The 18,780-nt window shown below is 63.2% G+C and carries 18 protein-coding genes; 9 read left to right on the top strand and 9 right to left on the bottom strand.

Annotation, left to right across the window (positions count from 1 at the left end):
* Window positions 1–126 precede the first annotated feature (126 nt).
* Genes ACIQUB_RS14570 through hemW form a run of 3 tightly spaced genes read left to right on the top strand, consistent with a single transcriptional unit; the run spans window position 127 to window position 2,399 of the window.
* Window positions 127–531 carry a VOC family protein gene (locus tag ACIQUB_RS14570; protein WP_113239293.1) on the top strand — a complete coding sequence of 135 codons (405 nt, stop codon included), beginning with the start codon at window positions 127–129 and terminating at the stop codon, window positions 529–531.
* 10 nt (window positions 532–541) lie between these two features.
* A complete protein-coding gene (rdgB, locus tag ACIQUB_RS14575) occupies window positions 542–1,186 on the top strand; it encodes an RdgB/HAM1 family non-canonical purine NTP pyrophosphatase (protein WP_113239292.1) in 645 nt (214 codons plus the stop codon).
* Window positions 1,187–1,196: 10 nt separating this feature from the next.
* Window positions 1,197–2,399 carry a radical SAM family heme chaperone HemW gene (gene hemW / locus ACIQUB_RS14580; protein ID WP_047507020.1) on the top strand — a complete coding sequence of 401 codons (1,203 nt, stop codon included), beginning with the start codon at window positions 1,197–1,199 and terminating at the stop codon, window positions 2,397–2,399.
* 175 nt (window positions 2,400–2,574) lie between these two features.
* Here the strand turns inward: hemW and ACIQUB_RS14585 are convergent, their stop codons facing one another.
* Window positions 2,575–3,492, bottom strand: a complete 918-nt coding sequence (locus ACIQUB_RS14585; RefSeq protein ID WP_402930397.1) for a DMT family transporter — start codon at window positions 3,490–3,492, stop codon at window positions 2,575–2,577.
* Between the two features lie 198 nt (window positions 3,493–3,690).
* Here ACIQUB_RS14585 and fhuF point away from each other — a divergent pair, with 198 nt between their 5' ends.
* A complete protein-coding gene (gene fhuF, locus ACIQUB_RS14590; protein ID WP_402930399.1) occupies window positions 3,691–4,455 on the top strand; it encodes a siderophore-iron reductase FhuF in 765 nt (254 codons plus the stop codon).
* Window positions 4,456–4,508: 53 nt separating this feature from the next.
* Here fhuF and ACIQUB_RS14595 read toward each other — a convergent pair whose 3' ends face one another.
* From ACIQUB_RS14595 to mutM, 5 genes are all read right to left on the bottom strand, one after another.
* Window positions 4,509–5,591: a saccharopine dehydrogenase family protein gene (locus tag ACIQUB_RS14595; protein ID WP_113239289.1), complete on the bottom strand. Its 1,083-nt coding sequence runs from the start codon at window positions 5,589–5,591 to the stop codon at window positions 4,509–4,511.
* Window positions 5,592–5,724: 133 nt separating this feature from the next.
* The gene (dnaA, locus tag ACIQUB_RS14600) at window positions 5,725–7,275 is read right to left on the bottom strand and encodes a chromosomal replication initiator protein DnaA (RefSeq protein WP_112945236.1); all 1,551 of its coding nucleotides are present in this window, start codon (window positions 7,273–7,275) and stop codon (window positions 5,725–5,727) included.
* An 854-nt stretch (window positions 7,276–8,129) separates the two neighbouring features.
* Window positions 8,130–8,408: a 30S ribosomal protein S20 gene (gene rpsT, locus ACIQUB_RS14605; protein WP_111563244.1), complete on the bottom strand. Its 279-nt coding sequence runs from the start codon at window positions 8,406–8,408 to the stop codon at window positions 8,130–8,132.
* A gap of 191 nt (window positions 8,409–8,599) precedes the next feature.
* Window positions 8,600–9,373: an enoyl-CoA hydratase gene (locus tag ACIQUB_RS14610; protein ID WP_113239288.1), complete on the bottom strand. Its 774-nt coding sequence runs from the start codon at window positions 9,371–9,373 to the stop codon at window positions 8,600–8,602.
* Window positions 9,374–9,421: 48 nt separating this feature from the next.
* A complete protein-coding gene (gene mutM, locus ACIQUB_RS14615) occupies window positions 9,422–10,327 on the bottom strand; it encodes a bifunctional DNA-formamidopyrimidine glycosylase/DNA-(apurinic or apyrimidinic site) lyase (RefSeq protein ID WP_113239287.1) in 906 nt (301 codons plus the stop codon).
* A gap of 149 nt (window positions 10,328–10,476) precedes the next feature.
* Between mutM and ubiE the strand changes: the two genes are divergently transcribed.
* Window positions 10,477–11,253, top strand: a complete 777-nt coding sequence (ubiE, locus tag ACIQUB_RS14620; RefSeq protein ID WP_047507000.1) for a bifunctional demethylmenaquinone methyltransferase/2-methoxy-6-polyprenyl-1,4-benzoquinol methylase UbiE — start codon at window positions 10,477–10,479, stop codon at window positions 11,251–11,253.
* 6 nt (window positions 11,254–11,259) lie between these two features.
* Entirely contained in the window at window positions 11,260–12,834 is a 1,575-nt protein-coding gene (ubiB, locus tag ACIQUB_RS14625) for a 2-polyprenylphenol 6-hydroxylase (protein ID WP_402930405.1), read from the top strand.
* Window positions 12,835–12,898: 64 nt separating this feature from the next.
* On the opposite strand, the gene ACIQUB_RS14630 is transcribed toward ubiB, so the two are convergent.
* Window positions 12,899–14,197: an MFS transporter gene (locus ACIQUB_RS14630; RefSeq protein ID WP_113239285.1), complete on the bottom strand. Its 1,299-nt coding sequence runs from the start codon at window positions 14,195–14,197 to the stop codon at window positions 12,899–12,901.
* A gap of 95 nt (window positions 14,198–14,292) precedes the next feature.
* Between ACIQUB_RS14630 and ACIQUB_RS14635 the strand changes: the two genes are divergently transcribed.
* Window positions 14,293–15,165, top strand: coding sequence for a LysR family transcriptional regulator (locus ACIQUB_RS14635; RefSeq protein WP_113239284.1), 873 nt, complete (start codon window positions 14,293–14,295; stop codon window positions 15,163–15,165).
* Here the strand turns inward: ACIQUB_RS14635 and ACIQUB_RS14640 are convergent, their stop codons facing one another.
* Complete coding sequence (locus ACIQUB_RS14640) at window positions 15,166–16,071, bottom strand: LysR substrate-binding domain-containing protein (protein ID WP_113239283.1); 906 nt, start codon at window positions 16,069–16,071, stop codon at window positions 15,166–15,168.
* Window positions 16,072–16,195: 124 nt separating this feature from the next.
* Between ACIQUB_RS14640 and ACIQUB_RS14645 the strand changes: the two genes are divergently transcribed.
* Both ACIQUB_RS14645 and ACIQUB_RS14650 read left to right on the top strand, forming a co-directional pair.
* Entirely contained in the window at window positions 16,196–16,960 is a 765-nt protein-coding gene (locus tag ACIQUB_RS14645; RefSeq protein ID WP_113239282.1) for an SDR family oxidoreductase, read from the top strand.
* 128 nt (window positions 16,961–17,088) lie between these two features.
* Window positions 17,089–17,838 (top strand): SDR family oxidoreductase, encoded by a 750-nt coding sequence (locus tag ACIQUB_RS14650; RefSeq protein WP_113239281.1) that lies wholly within the window; start codon window positions 17,089–17,091, stop codon window positions 17,836–17,838.
* Between the two features lie 61 nt (window positions 17,839–17,899).
* On the opposite strand, the gene ACIQUB_RS14655 is transcribed toward ACIQUB_RS14650, so the two are convergent.
* Window positions 17,900–18,754, bottom strand: a complete 855-nt coding sequence (locus ACIQUB_RS14655) for an NmrA family NAD(P)-binding protein (protein ID WP_113239280.1) — start codon at window positions 18,752–18,754, stop codon at window positions 17,900–17,902.
* Window positions 18,755–18,780: the final 26 nt, after the last annotated feature.

Raw genomic sequence — 18,780 nt, forward strand, 5'->3', positions numbered from 1 at the left:
CGCCCCGTCGACGTTCAATTTGGGCAGGCGGTTGCCACGGGTCTTCTCCCCCCTTGTGGGGGAGATGGCCGGCAGGCCAGAGAGGGTCTTAATCCAGCACGCGACGGCGCCCCGGAGAATGACAGCATGATCGACGGCATTCTTGAAACCGCGCTTTACGTCGACGACCTCGATGCCGCCGAACGCTTCTATCGCGATGTTCTCGGCCTCGAGAAGGTTCTGCGCCATGACAACCGGCACGTCTTCTTTCGCTGCGGCGCAGGCATTCTCCTGATCTTCAACCGCCACGAAACGATCAAGCCGCCCTCTTCCGACGCGCTGCCGGTTCCGCCGCATGGCACCACCGGCGCGGGGCATGCCTGTTTCCGGATGAGTGCGGAAGCGATTGACTTGATCGCGGAAAAGCTCAACAAAGCGGGCGTTTCCATCGAAAGCGATTTCTGCTGGCCGAACGGGGCGCGATCGATCTATTTCCGCGATCCTGACGGCAACAGCCTGGAATGCGCCGAACCCAAACTTTGGAATCTTTGAAGGACCGCTCATGCGCAAGCTCGATACCCGCACCATCGTCGTTGCCAGCCACAATGCCGGCAAGATACGCGAGATCGCCGACCTGATCGGTCCTTTCGGCTTCTCGGCGAAATCGGCAGCCGAACTGAAATTCGAGGAGCCGGATGAGACCGGCACGACCTTCGAGGAAAACGCCGCGATCAAGGCGCTGGCTTCCGCCAAGGCTTCCGGCCTGCCGTCGCTCTCCGACGACAGCGGCCTGGTGATCGACGCGCTGGACGGCGCACCCGGCGTCTACACCGCCAACTGGGCGGAAACCGCCGATGGCACGCGCGATTTCGCCATGGCGATGCAGAAGGTCGAAACCGCTCTTCAGGAAAAGGGCGCCACCACGCCGGAGCAGCGCACCGCGCGCTTCGTCAGCGTTCTCTGCCTGGCGTGGCCGGATGGGCACACCGAAATGTTCCGCGGCGAAGTCGAAGGCTTCGTCGCCTGGCCACCGCGCGGCACTGAAGGCTTCGGCTACGATCCGGTCTTCCAACCCGAGGGCTACGACACCACATTCGGCGAGATGAACGCGGAAGAGAAGCATGGCTGGAAGCCGGGCGACGCTGCCGCTCTCTCGCATCGCGCCCGCGCCTTCAAGATCTTCGTCGAAACCTGCCTGGACGCATAAGACCCGAATCGTGGACACTTTGGAACAGCCTAACCTGACGCGCTATGCATCTCTTTTGCCCGATACCGGCGAGCCCGGCTTCGGCGTCTACGTGCATTGGCCGTTCTGTGCCGCCAAGTGCCCCTATTGCGACTTCAACAGCCATGTGCGCCACCAGCCTGTGGACCAGGAGCGCTTTACCGCCGCCTTCCTGAAGGAGATGGCGGCGATGCGGCAGCTGAGCGGCCCGAAGACTGTCACCAGCGTCTTCCTCGGCGGCGGCACGCCCTCGCTGATGAACCCATCGACCGTCTCGGCCATTCTCGACGGCATCGCCAAGGAATGGCACATGCCTGATGGCATCGAGATCACCATGGAGGCCAACCCCTCCAGCGTCGAGGCCGAGCGTTTTCGCGGCTACCGCGCCGCCGGCGTCAACCGCGTGTCGCTGGGCGTGCAGGCGCTGAACGATCGCGACCTCAAATTCCTCGGGCGTCTGCACGATGTCGAGGATGCGCTGAAGGCGATCAAGCTGGCGCGCGACATCTTCCCGCGCATGTCCTTCGACCTGATCTATGCCCGTCCCAAGCAGACGGTCGAGGAATGGGAACGCGAGCTGCGCGAAGCGATCTCCTACGCCGTCGACCACCTGTCGCTCTACCAGCTGACGATCGAGGAGGGCACGCCCTTCTTCGGGCTGCACAAGATGGGCAAGCTCGTCGTGCCCGACGACGATCAGTCGGCGCTGCTCTATGAGGCGACACAGGACATCACCGCCGCCGAGGGCATGCCCGCCTACGAAGTCTCCAACCACGCCCGCCCAGGCGCCGAGAGCCGCCACAATCTCACCTACTGGCGCTACGGCGACTATGCCGGCATTGGCCCCGGCGCGCATGGACGGCTGACGCGCGGCCCCATCAAGCTCGCCACCGCCACCGAGCGCAAGCCGGAAGCCTGGCTGGAGCTCGTCGAGCGCGACGGCCACGGCGTGCTCGACCAGGAGCAGCTGGGCTATGACGAACAGGCCGACGAACTACTGCTGATGGGACTTCGCCTCACCGAAGGCGTCGACCTCGCCCGCTGGCAACAGCTCTCCGGCCGCGACCCCGATCCGAAGCGCGAAGAATTTTTACTGGAACACGGGTTTATCGAACGGATCGGCAATTCGCGCATCCGCTGCACGCCGTCGGGGATGCTGATTCTGGATTCGGTGGTGGCTGATCTGGCTTGTTGATTTTGGGGGTGAGGCCTCTGGAGAGGTTTTCGCAAGTGGCCCCTCATCCGCCTGCCGGCACCTTCTCCCCAACGGGGAGAAGGTGGCCCGAAGGTTTCAGGTGCAACTTGTTGCACCGGGGATGAGGGGGCTCCGGGCTCTGCCCTATCCTGTTGTTCTTAAATAACTCCCGCACTCAAACCACCCTCCTCCGCACCCGCGCAAACAACCGCCCATCGATCGCAGCCAAACCGATCGCGATCATCGCCATGCCGATCAGGTGCTTGGCCTGCAGCTGCTCGCCCAAGATGGCCGCGCCGAGCAGGATGGCGCTGACGGGGATGAGGAAGGTGACGAGCATCAGGTTGGTGGCGCCCGCCGTGGCGAGGATGCGGAAGAAGAGGACGTAGGCGACCGCTGTCGAGAGCAGCGCCAGGCCGAAGAGCGCCATCCAGGTCTCGGCCGAGGGGGCGGCGAGCGTCCAGGGGTGATCGACGATGAGGGCGATGGGGAGCATCAGCACGCTGGAGGCGGTGACCTGGCCAGCGGCGGGGAGAAGCGGTGCCATGCCCATCTGGCGGAAGCGGCGACCGTAGATGCCGGCGAAAGAGTAGGAGATTGCGGCGCCGAGAACGGCGAGCTGCGCCAGCACATTGGTTCCCAAATCGCGCAGCGCATCGAAGCCGATCATGTAGGCGACGCCGGCGAAGCCGACGATGACGCCGAGCAGGCGGTTTCCGGTCATCTTCTCATCCGCCGTCAACAGATGCGCGACGACGACGCCGAAGAGCGGCGTGGTGGCGTTGAGGATCGAGGCAAGGCCGCTCGCAATATGGGTTTGTCCCCAGACGATAAGGCAGAAGGGGATCATGTTGTTGATCAGGCCCATGACGAAGAAGGCGGCCCAAGACTTGCCATCACGCGGCATGGCGTGGCCGGTGGCGCGCACGATCAGATTCAGCGCGACGGCGGCGATCAGCACGCGGCCGGTGACGATGGTAAACGGCGGCAGGGTTTTCACCAGGATGCCGTTGAACAGGAAGGAGCCGCCCCAGAGCAGCGACAGCACCAGCAACATTCCCCATTCGGCAAGACCCATCTGTCTCTGCTGCATCGCTTCTCTCCCTCTCCCAGCATAGCAAGGCATAGCGCCACGCCCGCGCTGGCGCCACCCGTTTCCTGTGGGCTCTCACAAATCTCGCGACCGGTGGAAAAAGTGGACACCTGCACTCATAAAACGCTTTCCTGCCGCGCATTTGCTGATTATCATAGTCAGGATTAAGACGCATACAGGCAAGGCCGAACCTCAGTCATGGCAGTTCAACAGATCGCGCGGACGGCGCCCGGGCTCCCGCAGCCGATTGGCTTGTCCCACGCTTTTTCCGGCGATCACGCCTGGTGCCGCGAGAAGATGATGCTGGCGGATGAGCTGGCCGGTGGCGTCGCCCTCGCAACATTCTTCGAGGATGGCGGTTTCGAGCGGGCGATCGACCGGTACACCGAGGTCACCAAGGGCACGGACCGCCGCGCCGTCGTCTCCATGTGGTCGCTCTACTACTTCGCCGGGATCAGCATTCCCTATCTGCTCGCCCGTCGCCTGGCTGGCCAGGTGCTGCCGGTGGCGTTTGATGAGATGACGATCGCGCTCACCGAGGACGGGCTGCCGCGTGCCTTCGGCGTCTCCCATCGCGGCATGATCGGCGAAGAGACGAGCGCCGACGAATTTACCGTGGTCGGGCCGCTGATGTCTGATCATCTCAACACGGCCGTCGAGCGCCTGAAGCGCTGCGGGCTCTCGGCCAAGCTCCTGTGGAACAACGCCGCCGTCTACATCGACTATACGCTGCGGCTGACCGATAGCGAGGGCGGAGGGCGCTCGGCTCCCGACCTGCCGCTCTTCGTGCGCGGGTGCCTGCCGGATGGCGGGCCGAACCCGCTCTGCGGCAGCGTCAGACAGGTCGAGGAAGACGGGCAGATGATCCAGCGGCGCAAGCTCTGCTGCCTGCGCTACATGCTTCCCGGGGTCGCCAGCTGCGGCAATCGCTGCGCACTGCCCAGCCAGCGCAATCCGCAATAGCGGTGTCCACACCGCCGCCCTGAGAGCGGCGATGTGTTGAAACGCTTGGCCGATCAGGCTCTGCGGGACGCACCCGTCTTGAAGAGGCTGCCGGTCGGCGTCTTCAGGAACATATCGAGCGGAATGTGTTCCTGGTGCAGGAAGCCGGTTGCGGGTAGCAGCCCGTCGCGCACCATCTCGATGACGGCTACGACCGATGCCGAGGTTGTCCAGGCGATCGCCGTGCGGCGGGCGCCTGATATCTCGATCGGGTAATAGGCGCGCACGAATTCCTTGCGGCGCAGGCTGCCACGCTCGGTGCCTTCGGCGGCCACATGCACGTAGACGACATCGTCATCGACGGGGGGCTTGGCCTCCGTCAGGATCTCGCCGGCGAGCTTGCGCTTGTCGCGCATCAGAAGCTCGTGGAAGAAGAAGTTCATCAGGTCCATGTGGCCGGGATAGCGCATGGTCTTGTAGTCAAGGTTCTCGACCTTGCCGAGCAGCGTGTCGCACATGGTGCCGAGACCGCCCGAGGTCGTGAACGCCTCAAGCTTCACGCCCTCGACGTAGATGGTTTCGAGCCACTCCATCGGCGACACCAGCTTGCGCACGCCGCCTTCGATCACTTCGCAATCGTTCAGATATTCGTTGACCACGCCCTCCGGCGACCAGTTGAAGGCATAGCCCAAGAGGCCCGTCGGATTTTGCGGCAGGGCGCCGACGCGCATGCGGATCGAGCGGCAGCGATCGAAGCCATCGGCAAGGCTCGAGCCGACGATGCCGACGAAGCCCGGGGCAAGCCCGCATTGCGGCGCCATCAGGCCACGCGCGGTTTTCGACAGCTCGATGATGAAGTTGGTGGTGGGCACATCTTCCGTCAGATCGAAATAATGGATGCCGGCGGCATGGGCGGCGCGCGCCAGCTCGATGTTCAGGTGATAGGGCAGGCACGACAGCACCGCGTCGACACCCGACAGCAATTCACCGATGACGGCGGGGTCGGAGATATCGCCGCTATGGCACTTGAACGGCACCTCGCCGACAGGCAGCTGCGCATCCACACCCGTGACCTCGAAGCCGCCCTCATGCAAAAGCGTGGCGGCCAGCCGCCCGACCTTGCCCAGACCGAGTACGGCGATTTTCGTAAAGCTCATTTATATCCTCCCAAGGCGCGGCGTTTTCCTCCCGCCGCGCGTATGCTTGAAAGGGCTGTATAAAATAAACAGCGCATAAAAGGAAACGGCCGGGATCGCTCCCGGCCGCTTAATTTCGATGCTATGATCGCGACTATTCGTTGATCAGGCGCTTCAGCAGCTCGATCTCGTGCGACAGCTTGCTGTCACCTGAAATCAGCTCCTCGATCTTGCGCACGGCGTGCAGCACGGTCGTGTGGTCACGTCCGCCGAAGCGACGACCGATCTCCGGGAAGGAGCGCGGCGTCAGGGTCTTGGCCAGATACATGGCGATCTGGCGCGGCTTGACGATGACGCGCGTGCGACGGTTCGAGACCAGCTCCTGGCGCGACACGTTGTAGTGACGGGCGACGATGCGCTGGATATCCTCGATACGTACGCGGCGCGGCTCGCCAGAGCCGACCAGGTGGGCGAGAAGCTCGTCCACGCGCTCGACCGTCAGGTTCGGCTCGAAGGAGCGACGGAAGAGCAGCTGGTTGAAGGCGCCTTCCAGTTCGCGGCCGCTGGCGGTGATGCTGCGGGCAACGTGGTTGAGCAGCTCGCTCGACATTTCCAGCGACGGGTCTTCGCCACGGGCGACCTCAAGGCGGCGCTGGAGGATTTCGAGACGCATCTCGTAATCCGGGCCGTCAAGCTCGATCGCCACGCCACCCTGCAGACGCGAACGAACGCGCGGGTCGAGCGATTCCAGCTCCCAGGGTGCGCGGTCGGCTGCGACGACGACCTGCTTGGCGCTGTCGAGCAGCATGTTCAAGAGATGGCAGAACTCGTGCTGGATCATCTTGCCCTGCAGGAACTGCATGTCGTCGATGATCAGAAGGTCGATGTTGCGAAGCGAGTCCTTCAGCGTCAGCGCATCATTGTCGCGGATCGCGGTCGCGAAACGCCACATGAAGTATTCCGCCGTCAGGTAGACGACGCGCAGCTGGCGCGGGTTCTGTACGGCTGCATTGGCGATTGCCTGCAGCAGATGGGTCTTGCCGAGACCGACCGTGGAATGAACGAAGAGCGGGTTGAAGCGCACTGCGCCCTGACCGGCTTCGGCAATGGTTTTTGCGGCCGCGAGAGCGACGCGATTGGAGCTGCCTTCGACGAAGGTGTCGAAGGTGAAGCGGTTATCGAGCGGCGAGCCGAAGAGCGGCTGGCCCGATGTGGCCGGACGCGCGGCGGATGCCGCCGAAACGGCCTGCTGTACGATCTGGCCGGCCTGCTGAGCGACCGGGCGACGGATCGGCGCGACTGATGATACCGGCTCCTGCGTCGCCGTTTCTTCCGGTTTGCTGGTTGCGCGCGCTGCCGTGCGAACCAGGATTTCGACCTTCAGGATTTCAGCGTCTTCCGCCTGGAAGATGCCGGTGATCAGGTCGAGATAGCGATTGTTGATCCAGGACTTCAGAAAAGTTGTTGGGACCGTCAGCCGTACGACACTCTTGGAGACGGAATGGAGCTTCAGTCGTGCAAACCAGCTTGCGTAGACATCCGGACCGACCTGCGCCTTCAGGCGTGCACTTGCTCGTTCAAAAAGTATGCCATCATTCTTCATGTCTCCCTTTTCCCCCGCCGCGTCTGGGCAAATAGAGCCTAACGTCTGAGATACCTTGTCCGAGTTGTCCAAAGCACTCGCCGCCATCGAATTCATGTGCATCTTGCCGCCTTATAGTTCCATCGGCCGACCTAATTCTGGTCGCCCGATCATTTCCCCGCTTATGACCTGACAGCATCACCCTCATGCTCTGCCGTCGGCCGGTTCACTCAAACGCGTGCCTCTTAACGAGAGGCGACTGTTGGAGGCGAAGCCAACCGCTTCATGCGGTCTTATTGCTTCTTGTCTCCTAGGTGCCCGCTCCTCGTCCAACGAACACCAGCCTGCCTGCGTATGCTTTTTCTCTTTATTAGGATCGCACGCGCTGCGTGCAGCCCCTCAAAAAAGGCGCACAGATGATCCCGTTCCGCGGCAGCCACAGCCGCGGTCCAATCTGCATCAGTGCGTGAAAATCCGGAGGTCGAAACTTCCGTAACAAAAGACACTAAAGCATCGTCCTGCCGACGTGGCAGTTTCAGACCAAGCCTTAAAACAGGTGATGTCCGAGCCCCTTGTTGGGAGGCATTTAGGCAGGATCGGGGGTCGAGATCAACGGGCATATTTCGCCAAAATTAAGCGTAGCCGGTTGACTCCTGCGGCAGATTTAGGGCGCTGCACTGGAGCAAAAAAAGAATCGCTTTTGAATCAAGGAGATTCCGGAAACCGGCAATTTTGACACGCATAAAAAGAAAAAAAGAAAAAAGCTTCTTGACTCGTTTTAGACGCCGCAAGGGAAGGTCTGAGTCTCTTCGTTCAGGAACAACCTGACACAAGCCTTTGTAATCATTCATTTTTTTGTGTCATTTGCCGGACACGAAATCGTCGCCAAATTAACCACAGTTCGGGCAATCGGCTGAATCGAAAAAGCCCGACAAAGTTGCCGGGCTAATCATATAGCTGTCTTTATTAACGGAAGCTTAAGCGGTCGCGCCGACCGACAGAGCCTTCACACGAGCTGCGAGGCGCGAGACCTTGCGGGATGCCGTGTTGGCGTGCAGGACGCCCTTGCTTGCTGCGCGGGCCAGTTCCGGCTGCGCGGCCTGGAAGGCTTCCTTGGCCTTGGCAGCATCGCCAGCTGCGAGTGCTTCTTCGACCTGACGAACGAACGTGCGAACGCGCGAGCGACGAGCCTTGTTGACGTCGGTACGGCGGGCGATCTTGCGGGTCGCTTTTTTCGCCGAAGTTGTATTGGCCATGGATGCCTCTCTCAAGAATTCGAACAAATTCCGCTACCGCCGCGGGCCTTGCAGCCACTTCCTACACAGCAATGCGGGAGTATTATCGGAAAACCGGACTGGCTTCCCGAACCTTGGGCGGGCATATAACCCTAAAGCCGACCGGCGTCAACGCGCATTTTCAAGGAACCGTCGCCTTTTCTCTTCAGGGGTCAGCGGTTCTTGAAGGCGGGTTTACGCTTTTCGATGAAGGCTGTCATCCCTTCCTTCTGATCTTCCGTCGCAAAGAGACTGTGGAACAGGCGGCGTTCGAAGCGCAGGCCTTCCTCCAGCGTGGTCTCAAGAGCGCGGTTGACGGCCTCCTTGGCCATCAGCACTGAGGGGCGTGACAGGGAGGCGATCTTGGCGGCCGCCTCGAGCGCTTCATCGAGCAGACGATCGGCAGGCACTACACGCGATACGAGTCCTGCCCGTTCTGCTTCCGCCGCATCCATCATGCGGCCGGTCAGTACCATGTCCATCGCCTTGGCCTTGCCGACGGCGCGCGTCAGGCGCTGGGAGCCGCCCATGCCGGGAATGACGCCGAGGGTGATCTCGGGCTGGCCGAACTTGGCGGTCTCCGACGCGATGATGAAGTCGCAGATCATGGCGAGCTCGCAGCCGCCGCCGAGCGCGAAGCCGCTGACGGCGGCGATGACGGGTTTGCGCACTTTCGCGACATCGTCCCAGCCGCCGAGGAAATTGCGGGCGTAGACATCGGCGAAATCGAGCGGCTGCATTTCCTTGATATCGGCGCCGGCGGCAAAGGCGCGCTCGGAGCCGGTCAGGACGATGGCGCCGATGGCGTCGTCGACCTCGAATGCAGCATAGGCCTGCAGCAGCTCCTTCAGCACCGTCGAGTTCAGCGCGTTCAGCGCCTGCGGGCGGTTCAGCGTGATCAGCCCCACGGCGCCTCGGGTTTCGACGATCAGCGTTTCATAAGACATGCGTTCCTCCCGGTCGGGCCAATGCCCAGGCTTACTTCTGACAGCCAGTTACTTCTGACAGGTAGGGCAATAGAAGGTCGAGCGCCCGGCCTGAACGATGCGGGCGATGGTACCGCCGCAATCGGGCGTACGGCAAGGCTGCCCTTCACGATCGTAGACGGAGAAGGAGTGCTGGAAATAGCCGAGCGAGCCATCCGTCTGGATATGATCGCGCAGCGACGAGCCGCCGGCCAGAATCGCGTCTGCAATGACGTCGCGGATCGAGGAGACGAGCAGGTCGAGCTGCTTGGTGGGCTTGCCTGTTGGCGTCACAAGGGTGGATGCGGGCCGCGTCGGCTTCAGGTGCGAGCGCCACAGCGCCTCGCACACATATATATTGCCGAGGCCGGCAATGTTCTTCTGGTCGAGCAGCGCGCTCTTCAGCGGCTGCGCCTTGCCCTTGAAGCGCTCCGCCAGATAGGCGGCGCTCAGCGCATTGCCCGTCGGCTCCGGGCCGAGCCCATAAAGAAAGGGATTGATGTCGAGCGCGGTGCGGTCGGCCATGTCCATGAAGCCGAAGCGGCGCGGGTCATTATAGATGACGCGACTTACGCCCGACGGCCCCTCCAGATGGAAGATCACGTGATCGTGCTTTTCATCCTTGGAGCGTGGGTGATGGAATTCGCCCGGTGTTTCGGAGACGGAGGTTTCCGCGATCGGGCCTGCCTCGATGCGGAAGGAGCCGGACATGCCGAGATGGGCTATGATGGTGGCGCCGCTATCGAGATCGATCAGCAGATACTTGGCGCGGCGGCCGAGAGAGACGATGGTGCGGCCGGATGCCTTCTCGCCGAAGGCCTCCGGAAACGGGAAGCGCAGGTCCCCTCGCCTGAGTTCCAATTTGACGATGCGCGCACCTTCCATCGTGGGCGCGAGGCCGCGTTTGACGGTTTCGACTTCTGGCAATTCCGGCATCTTAACCCATCTATATCGAACATGTTTCAACCGCCCGCGATGTGCGCTATAGCGCCATGGTGTCGCGGACCGGACCGTTGCCCACAGATAGCGTCGCCTGCCTGATTTCGCTATGGTCGCCGCGTTGATTTAAGAGATTGGAGTATTCGATGTCAGACAGCCGCACCTCCGCCGACGGCGGCATGGAAACATCATACGGCTTCCGCGAAGTTTCAGGCGGCGAAAAGCAGGGCCTCGTCAACGAAGTCTTCCATAAGGTCGCCAAGCGCTACGACATCATGAACGACGTCATGTCCGTTGGCATGCACCGCGTCTGGAAGGACGCGATGATCGCGGCGCTGAACCCGCGCAAGGAGCCCGGCTACAAGACGCTCGACGTGGCCGGCGGCACGGGTGATATCGCATTCCGCATCATCGAAGCCTCGAACCGGATGGCGCACTCGACAGTGCTCGACATCAATGGATCGATGCTGGCAGTCGGCGCCGAACGCGCCGCCAAGAAGAAGCTCTCCGACAACCTGACCTTCGTCGAGGCGAATGCCGAGGAACTGCCGTTCGAGGCGAACAGCTTCGACGCCTATACGATCGCCTTCGGCATCCGCAACGTGCCGCGCATCGACGTGGCGCTCAGCGAAGCCTACCGCGTGCTGAAGCGCGGCGGCCGCCTGCTGGTGCTCGAATTCTCCGAAGTCGACATGCCGCTGCTCGACCGCGTCTATGAAAGCTGGTCGTTCAATGCCATTCCGAAGTTCGGCAAGGCGATCACCGGCGATGCCGAACCCTACCAGTATCTGGTCGAATCCATCCGCAAGTTCCCCAACCAGGAAAACTTCGCAGCGATGATCCGCAATGCCGGCTTCTCGCGCGTCAGCTACACCAACTATACCGGCGGTATCGCCGCCCTTCACTCCGGCTGGAAGCTTTAAGCCGGAATGAGCACTGTTTCGGCATATTTCCAGCTCTGGCGGGTTGGCTGGATTCTCGTGCGCGAGGGCGTCGTCTCGGCGCTGCCTTCCGACGAACTTCCGCCTTCGGTCGCGGCTGCCAAGTCCTTCGTCGGCATGTTTGCGCGCAAGCGCGCCAAGACCCAGAAGCGCAGCGACCGGCTTTCCAAGGCCGTCGAACGGTTGGGGCCTTCCTATGTGAAGATCGGCCAATTCCTGGCGACGCGTCCCGACGTCGTCGGCGTCGAGTTCGCCGACGACCTGTCGCAGCTGCAGGACCGGATGGCCTTCTTTCCTGATGCCGCCGCCAAGGCCAATATCGAGGGATCACTTGGCCGGCCGGTGGACGAGCTTTACGTCAGTTTCGGCGAGCCGATCGCGGCAGCCTCGATCGCGCAGGTGCATCCGGCCGAGGTGATGACACCGCAGGGACGCAAGAAGGTTGCCGTCAAAGTGGTGCGCCCCGGCGTGCGCCAGCGCTTCACGCATGACCTCGAGGCGATGTATCTCGTCGCCCACTTACAGGAGCGCTTCATGCCCTCCAGCCGGCGCCTGAAGCCGGTGGAAGTGACGAAGACGCTGGAGCAGACGACCAAGGTCGAGATGGACCTGAGGCTCGAGGCGGCAGCGCTTTCGGAGATCGCCGAGAACACCCAGAACGATCCGGGCTTCCGCGTTCCGACCGTCGATTGGGAACGAACAGGACGCGACGTCATCACCATGGAGTGGATCGACGGCGTCAAGATGTCGGATGTCGAGGGCCTGAAGGCCGCCGGCCACGATCTCAATGCGCTCGCCGACACGCTGATCCAGTCCTTCCTGCGCCATACGCTGCGCGACGGCTTCTTCCACGCCGACATGCATCCGGGCAATCTCTTCGTCGACCCCAAGGGCATGATCGTCGCCGTCGACATGGGCATTGTCGGGCGTCTCGGAAAGAAGGAGCGCCGCTTCCTCGCCGAGATCCTCTACGGCTTCATCACCCGCGATTACATCCGTGTCGCCGAGGTGCATTTCGAGGCGGGCTACGTGCCCGGCCACCACAATGTGGAGAGCTTCGCGCAGGCGATCCGGGCGATCGGCGAGCCGATCCACGGGCAGCCGGCCGAGACGATCTCGATGGGCAAGCTGCTGACGCTGCTGTTCGAGGTGACCGAGCTGTTCGACATGGCCGCACGGCCCGAGCTGGTGATGCTGCAGAAGACCATGGTCGTGGTCGAGGGCGTGGCGCGCATCCTCAACCCGCGCTTCAACATGTGGAAGGCATCAGAACCCGTCGTCGGCGACTGGATCCGCAACAATCTCGGACCCAAGCGGATCGCGACCGATATCAAGGACGGGCTGAAGGCCGCCGTGAAGCTTGCCGAGGCGGCACCCGAGATCGCCGCCAAGACAGAGAAGTTCCACCACGAGCTGCTCAGGATGAGCGAAAACGGCCTGCGCTTCGACGCCGAGACGGCCGAGGCGATCGGCAAGTCGGAAGCCCGCCACAGCCGCTCCGGCCGCTGGGCACTCTGGCTGATCGCGCTGACGCTTGTTTATATCGCCTGGGCGGTTAGCTGACTGCTCACCATGAGCGTACCAATAATGAGAAAGCCCGCCTTGCCGCGGGCTTTTTCTATGTTTGCTATCGGCACGACAGCCTTGCGGCGGCGAGTGCGGCGGCCATGCCGATCGCCAAGAGCGTCAGGGTGAAGATGACGACCGCATTCCAGCCATCGGCGCCCCAGAAATAGCCGCCGACGGAGCCGGCGACGCTGGAGCCGATGTAATAGGACAACAGATAAAGCGACGAGGCGTGGCCCTTGGTGCCCTTGGCGAGCCGCCCGACCAGCGCGCTTGCGACCGAGTGGGCGACGAAGAAGCCCGAGGTTAGCAGAACGATGCCCAGGATGATCAGCGGCAGCGAGGCCGAGAGTGTCAGCGCCACGCCGATCGCCGAGAGCGCGATGCCAGAGGGCAGCACGACGAAGTGGCCGAAGCGGTCTCCGAGCAGGCCTGCGATCCACGAGGCGGCGATGCCGAAGATGTAGACCGTGAAGATCAGGCCGAGCTCGGTCTGGTTCAGATTGTAAGGCGCTTCGACGAGGCGGAAGCCGATATAATTGTAGATCGTGACGAATGTGCCCATGGCGAGGAAGCCGATGGCAAACAGGAAGGGCAGCGCCGGGCTCCTGATGTGGCCGGCCCAGGCGCCGAGATGGAAGCGGGCGTTGAAGCCCTTGCGCGGCGTGAAATTGCATGAGGCGGGCAGGAGCAGGAAGAAGCCGATGGCCGCCGCAAGGCCGATGGCGCCAAGCGTGCCGAGCGCGATACGCCAGGAGAAGAACTCGGCCAACGTGCCGGTGACAACGCGGCCGGCCATGCCGCCGAAGGCGTTGCCGGCGATGTAGAGGCCCATCGAGGCGCCGAGGCCGCGGGGATCGATCTCTTCGGAGAGATAGGCCATGGCGACGGCGGGGACGCCGCCGAGAAGCAGGCCTTCAAGCGCGCGGATGACCAGCAGCGCATGCCAGCTCGGGACTAGCGCGCAGGCGATCGTGCAAAGCGCGGCACCGAGCAGCGAGGCGAACATCAGGCTGCGGCGGCGGAAGCTTTCGGAGACGGCGGCGGCGCAGAAGATGGCGAAGGCGAGCAGGCCCGTCGACAGCGACAGGGAGAGCGAGCTTGCGGCCGGGCTGATGCCGAAGTCGCTGGCGAAGATCGGCATCAGCGGCTGGACGCAATAGAGAAGCGAGAAGGTGGCGAAGCCCGAGAGGAACAGCGCGATGCTGGCGCGCCTGTAGGCCGGCGTGCCGCGCAGCAGGAACTGCTTTTCCTGCGGCTCGCTTCCCTGCTGCTGGGAGGCGACATTCTCGATGACGATCAGATAGGGACGGGAGGAGATTTCCGAGGAGACGGACTGCTTGTCTGCGGCGCGTGGCATTGAGGACCAACCTTTCACGCCCTTTGATCTAGCCAACCGATCATCATTTGTCCAATATATGAAACTGGCTTTCTTGATATGTTTTGGAGATACCGATGGAGCTGCGCCATATCCGCTATTTCCTTGCGGTGGCCGAGGAGCAGAATTTCACCCGCGCCGCCGCCAAGCTCGGCATCGGCCAGCCGCCGCTCAGCCAGCAGATCCGCGATCTCGAAAACGAGATCGGCGCCGCGCTGTTTCACCGCGTGCCGCACGGCGCCGAGTTGACGGAGGCGGGATCGGCGTTTCTGCCGGAGGCGCGGGCCGCGATTGCCTCGGCCGAAAAGGCGAAGCTGGCGGCCCAGCGGGCGACGCGCGGTGAGACGGGGCGGCTGGCGCTCGGATTCACAGCGTCGTCGGCCTTCAACACCGCCGTCAGCGGCACGATCCGCCGGTTTCGCGGGCAATGGCCCGATGTCAGCCTGTCGCTCACCGAGATGAACAGCAACTGGCTGATGGAAAAGCTGATGCGGCAGGAGATCGACGCCGCCTTCATCCGCCCCGGGCTGGAAGACCCGAGAGATGTGCACCTGAAGCGGCTGGCGGACGAGCCGATGCTGATCGCGCTGCCGGCGCACCATCCGCTGGCGAAGCTGAAGACCGTGCCGCTTGCCGCACTTGCGGGCGAGCCCTTCATTCTCTTCCCGCGCACCGTCGGGCTCAGCCTCTACGACGATATCGTGCGCGGCTGCCGCGATGCAGGCTTCGAGCTTGTCGTGACGCAGGAGGCGCCGCAAATCCCGTCCGTCATCAATCTGGTCGCAGCCGATCTCGGCGTGTCGATCGTGCCGGGTTCGCTCGCGCATCTCAAACTCGACGGCGTCGCCTACCGGACGATCGAGGGACCGCCGCTGGTGGCGCGGCTGGGGCTGGCGATGCTGAAGGCGCGGCGGTCGCGCGTCGTCGGCAATCTGATGAGCCTGATCTGATCAGCCTGATGGATCCCAGTAAGGCGGATCGCCGAAGGTCTTGCGCAGATGATCGGCGACGGCGCGCAGCTTGGCGGAGGGATTGCGGCCCTCGGGATGAGCCATGTAGATGAACTCGGCCTCAGGCTTGTAGCCGACGTCGATCTCGCTCAACCGCCCCTCGCTCACCGCCGGGCCGGCGATGAAGGCGGGGAGCAGCGCGATGCCGAGACCGGCCACCGCCGCATCGCGGATCATGTCGCCATTGTTCATGCCGAGCACCTGGCTTGCGCGCACGACGATCGCGCCATCGGGCGTCTGGAAGCGCCAGTCGGAGACGCCGCGATTGGTGTAGAAAATCCCCTTGTGGCCATCGAGATCATTGAGCGTCTTCGGCGTGCCGTGTCGCTCCAGATAATCGGGTGACGCGACCAAGAGACGGCGGCTGCGGCTGAGCTTCCAGACGACGAGGCGGGAATCGACGATCGGTCCGTTGCGGACGATGGCGTCATAGCCTTCCGAGGAGACATCGACGCGGCGGTCGTCGATATCGAGCACCAGCTGGATCTCCGGGTGTTTGGCCAGAAACGGATAGAGCGCCGGGCCGAGATGCATGCGGCCGAAGGTGACAGGGGCAGCGATCCTGAGCGGCCCGGAGAGCGTGCCGCGCCGCTCGGCCATCTCGGCCGTGGCGTCCTCGATCTCGCGGACGATGCGGGCGGCGCGTTCGAGAAAGGCGGTGCCATCCTCTGTCAGCGTCAGCTTGCGGGTGGTGCGGTGGAGCAGCATGCCGCCCAGCGAGCGCTCCAGTTCGGCCAGCCTTTCGCTGACCACCGACTTCGACAGGCGAAGGCGCCGCGCCGCCTCGCTGACGGAGCCGGATTCCACCACCGACACGAATGCAGTTATTCCCTCAATCCTGATCATCGTTCGGCATTTCCGAATTCGAGTTCCGCTATTTGGAGACTAATCCGAACAAAAGGAAAATGCCATCTTCCACTCATCGAACGGGGTGGCAAACGCCACCCCAACCCAAAAAGGAGATGGAAGAATGAACCGCTTGAATGGAAAAGTCGCCATCATCACTGGTGCCAGCGCCGGCATCGGCCGCGCAACGGCCAAGCTCTTTGCCGCCGAAGGCGCCAAGGTCGTGGTCGGCGCCCGCCGTCAGGCCGAGCTCGACAGCCTGGTCGAGGAGATCAAGGCAGCCGGCGGAGACGCAGTCGCCGTAGCCGGTGACGTGCGCTCGGAAGATTACCACAAGGCGCTGGTCGCCGCCGCTGTCGAACGCTACGGCAAGCTCGATATCGCCTTCAACAATGCCGGCATCCTCGGCGAGGCCGGCCCGAGCACAGGCGTGTCCGAAGCCGGATTCACCGAAGCGGTGACGATCAACCTGACGGCCTCCTTCCTTGCCGCCAAGCACCAGATCGGCCAGATGGAACAGAATGGCGGCGGCTCGGTGATCTTCACCTCCACCTTCGTCGGCTACAGCTTCGCCTTCCCCGGTGTGGCAGCCTATGCCGCCAGCAAAGCCGGCCTGATCGGCCTGACCCAGGCGCTGGCCGCCGAATACGGCCCGAAGAACGTGCGCGTGAACTCCGTGCTCCCCGGTGCCGTCGACACCGACATGTATCGCGAGATGAACGATACGCCGGACAAGCAGGGCTTCGTCACCAACCTGCATGCGCTGAAGCGCGTGGCAACGCCTGACGAACTGGCCCGCTCGGTGCTCTACCTCGCCTCCGACGATTCGAGCTTCGTAACCGGCACGGCCTCGCTGGTCGATGGCGGCGCCTCGATCACCCGCACCTGATACGCATACCCGCTCGATCACCTTCGCCTTTCGGAGGGGGTGATCGCAACCGAACCGCAAGGCATTCTGCCGACCGCCCCCCACAACACATCACGGGCGAACCGCCCACCCCACAAGGATATCAATCCATGTCACGCCTTCTGAACAAGACTGCCCTCATCACCGGCGGCACCAGCGGCATCGGCCTTGAAACCGCCCGCCAGTTCATCGCCGAGGGCGCCCGCGTCGCCATCACCGGCAGCAGCGCCAACAGCGTCGCCGCCGCCCGCGCCGAACTCGGCGACAAGGCAATCGTCATCCAGGCCGATGCCGGCAATGTCGCCGGGCAGCAGGTCGTCTCCGAAGCCATCAAAAACGCCTTCGGCCATCTCGACATCCTCTTCGTCAATGCCGGCGTGGCCGAGTTCGGCCCTGTCGAGCAGTGGAGCGAGGCCGCCTTCGACAAGTCGATCGCGATCAACGTCAAGGGTCCGTTCTTCCTGATCCAGGCGCTGCTGCCGATCTTCTCCAAGCAGGCCGCGATCGTGCTCAACACCTCGATCAACGCGCACATCGGCATGCCGAACTCCAGCGTCTATTCGCTGACCAAGGGGGCGCTGCTGACGCTCGCCAAGACGCTGTCTGGCGAACTGATCGGCCGCGGCATCCGTGTCAACGCCGTCAGCCCCGGCCCGATCGCCACGCCGCTCTACAGCAAGCTCGGCGCATCGGAAGCGGATTCCAAGGCGATGGCCGATCATATCCAGTCGCAGATCCCGGTCGGCCGGTTCGGCGACGCCGCCGAAGTCGCCAAGACCGTAATCTTCCTCGCCTCCGACGAGGCCGCCTATATCGTCGGCAGCGAACTCGTCATCGATGGCGGGATGAGCAATCTCTGAGATCGGGTATCAAGCTCGCACGAAAGGCCGCGGATGTTTCGTCCGCGGCCTTTCGTTTGTGTCAGGCGGCTTCGACCAGCCGACGGATGGCTGTCTCCAGCGTTGTCGACCCTCTCTCGGGCTGGCCTTCGAAGCGGATCCAGCCCTCGTTGAAACCATCGATCATGCGGATGCGCGGCATCGGGTTGCGCATGCCCTGCCCCTTGAACAGCGCCTCCCAGCTCTCGCGCGCGACGATTTCCGCGCCGACCGGCTTGCCGAGAACCTTGGAGAAGGCGGCTGCGATGTCGGCGGGTGTTACCTTCGCCGGTCCCTGCAGCTCGACTATGCGCTTGCCGCTCCAGCTCTCCCGCAACAATGACGCGGCCCTTTCGCCGACATCGGCGACCGAGACCATCGGATAGGCCTGGTCGAGCGGCTGGAGAAAGCTTGCGATGACGCCAGCCTCCCGCGCGGCGGCCACATCCCAGGCGGCGTTCTCCATGAACCAGGCGGCGCGGAGGAAGGCGATCGGTAGCGGCAGCGTCGAAAGCTCCTGCTCGACGAGACCCAGCTGGCTGAGCAGATTCAGCTCCTCGGCCTGCGCGCCGATCGTGGAGAGGCAGACGACCCTCTCGGGCCGCGCCCGCAGCAGCGCCGTCTTCAAGGCGGCAATGACGGCACGCACTTCCGGGAAGCCTGATGTCGGGTCGAAGGTCGGCGGGATCAGCAAAAAAACGCCCTCCGCACCGGTGAAGGCGGCGGTCAGCGCATCTGCATCGGTCATTTCGGCCAATGCCAGTTCGGCGCCCTTCTCGCGCCAGGCCTTGCCTTTTTCGGCGTTGCGAAGGATGGCGCGGACCGGCAAGCCGGCCTGCAGCAGCTGCGTGGCGACGATGCCGCCGACCTGTCCGGTTACTCCTGTAATGGCGAACATTGGAAACTCCTTTGGTTCAGTTTTCC

The sequence above is a fragment of the Rhizobium sp. NPDC090275 genome, from assembly GCF_044772225.1.
In the GTDB taxonomy this organism is placed as follows: Bacteria; Pseudomonadota; Alphaproteobacteria; order Rhizobiales; family Rhizobiaceae; genus Rhizobium.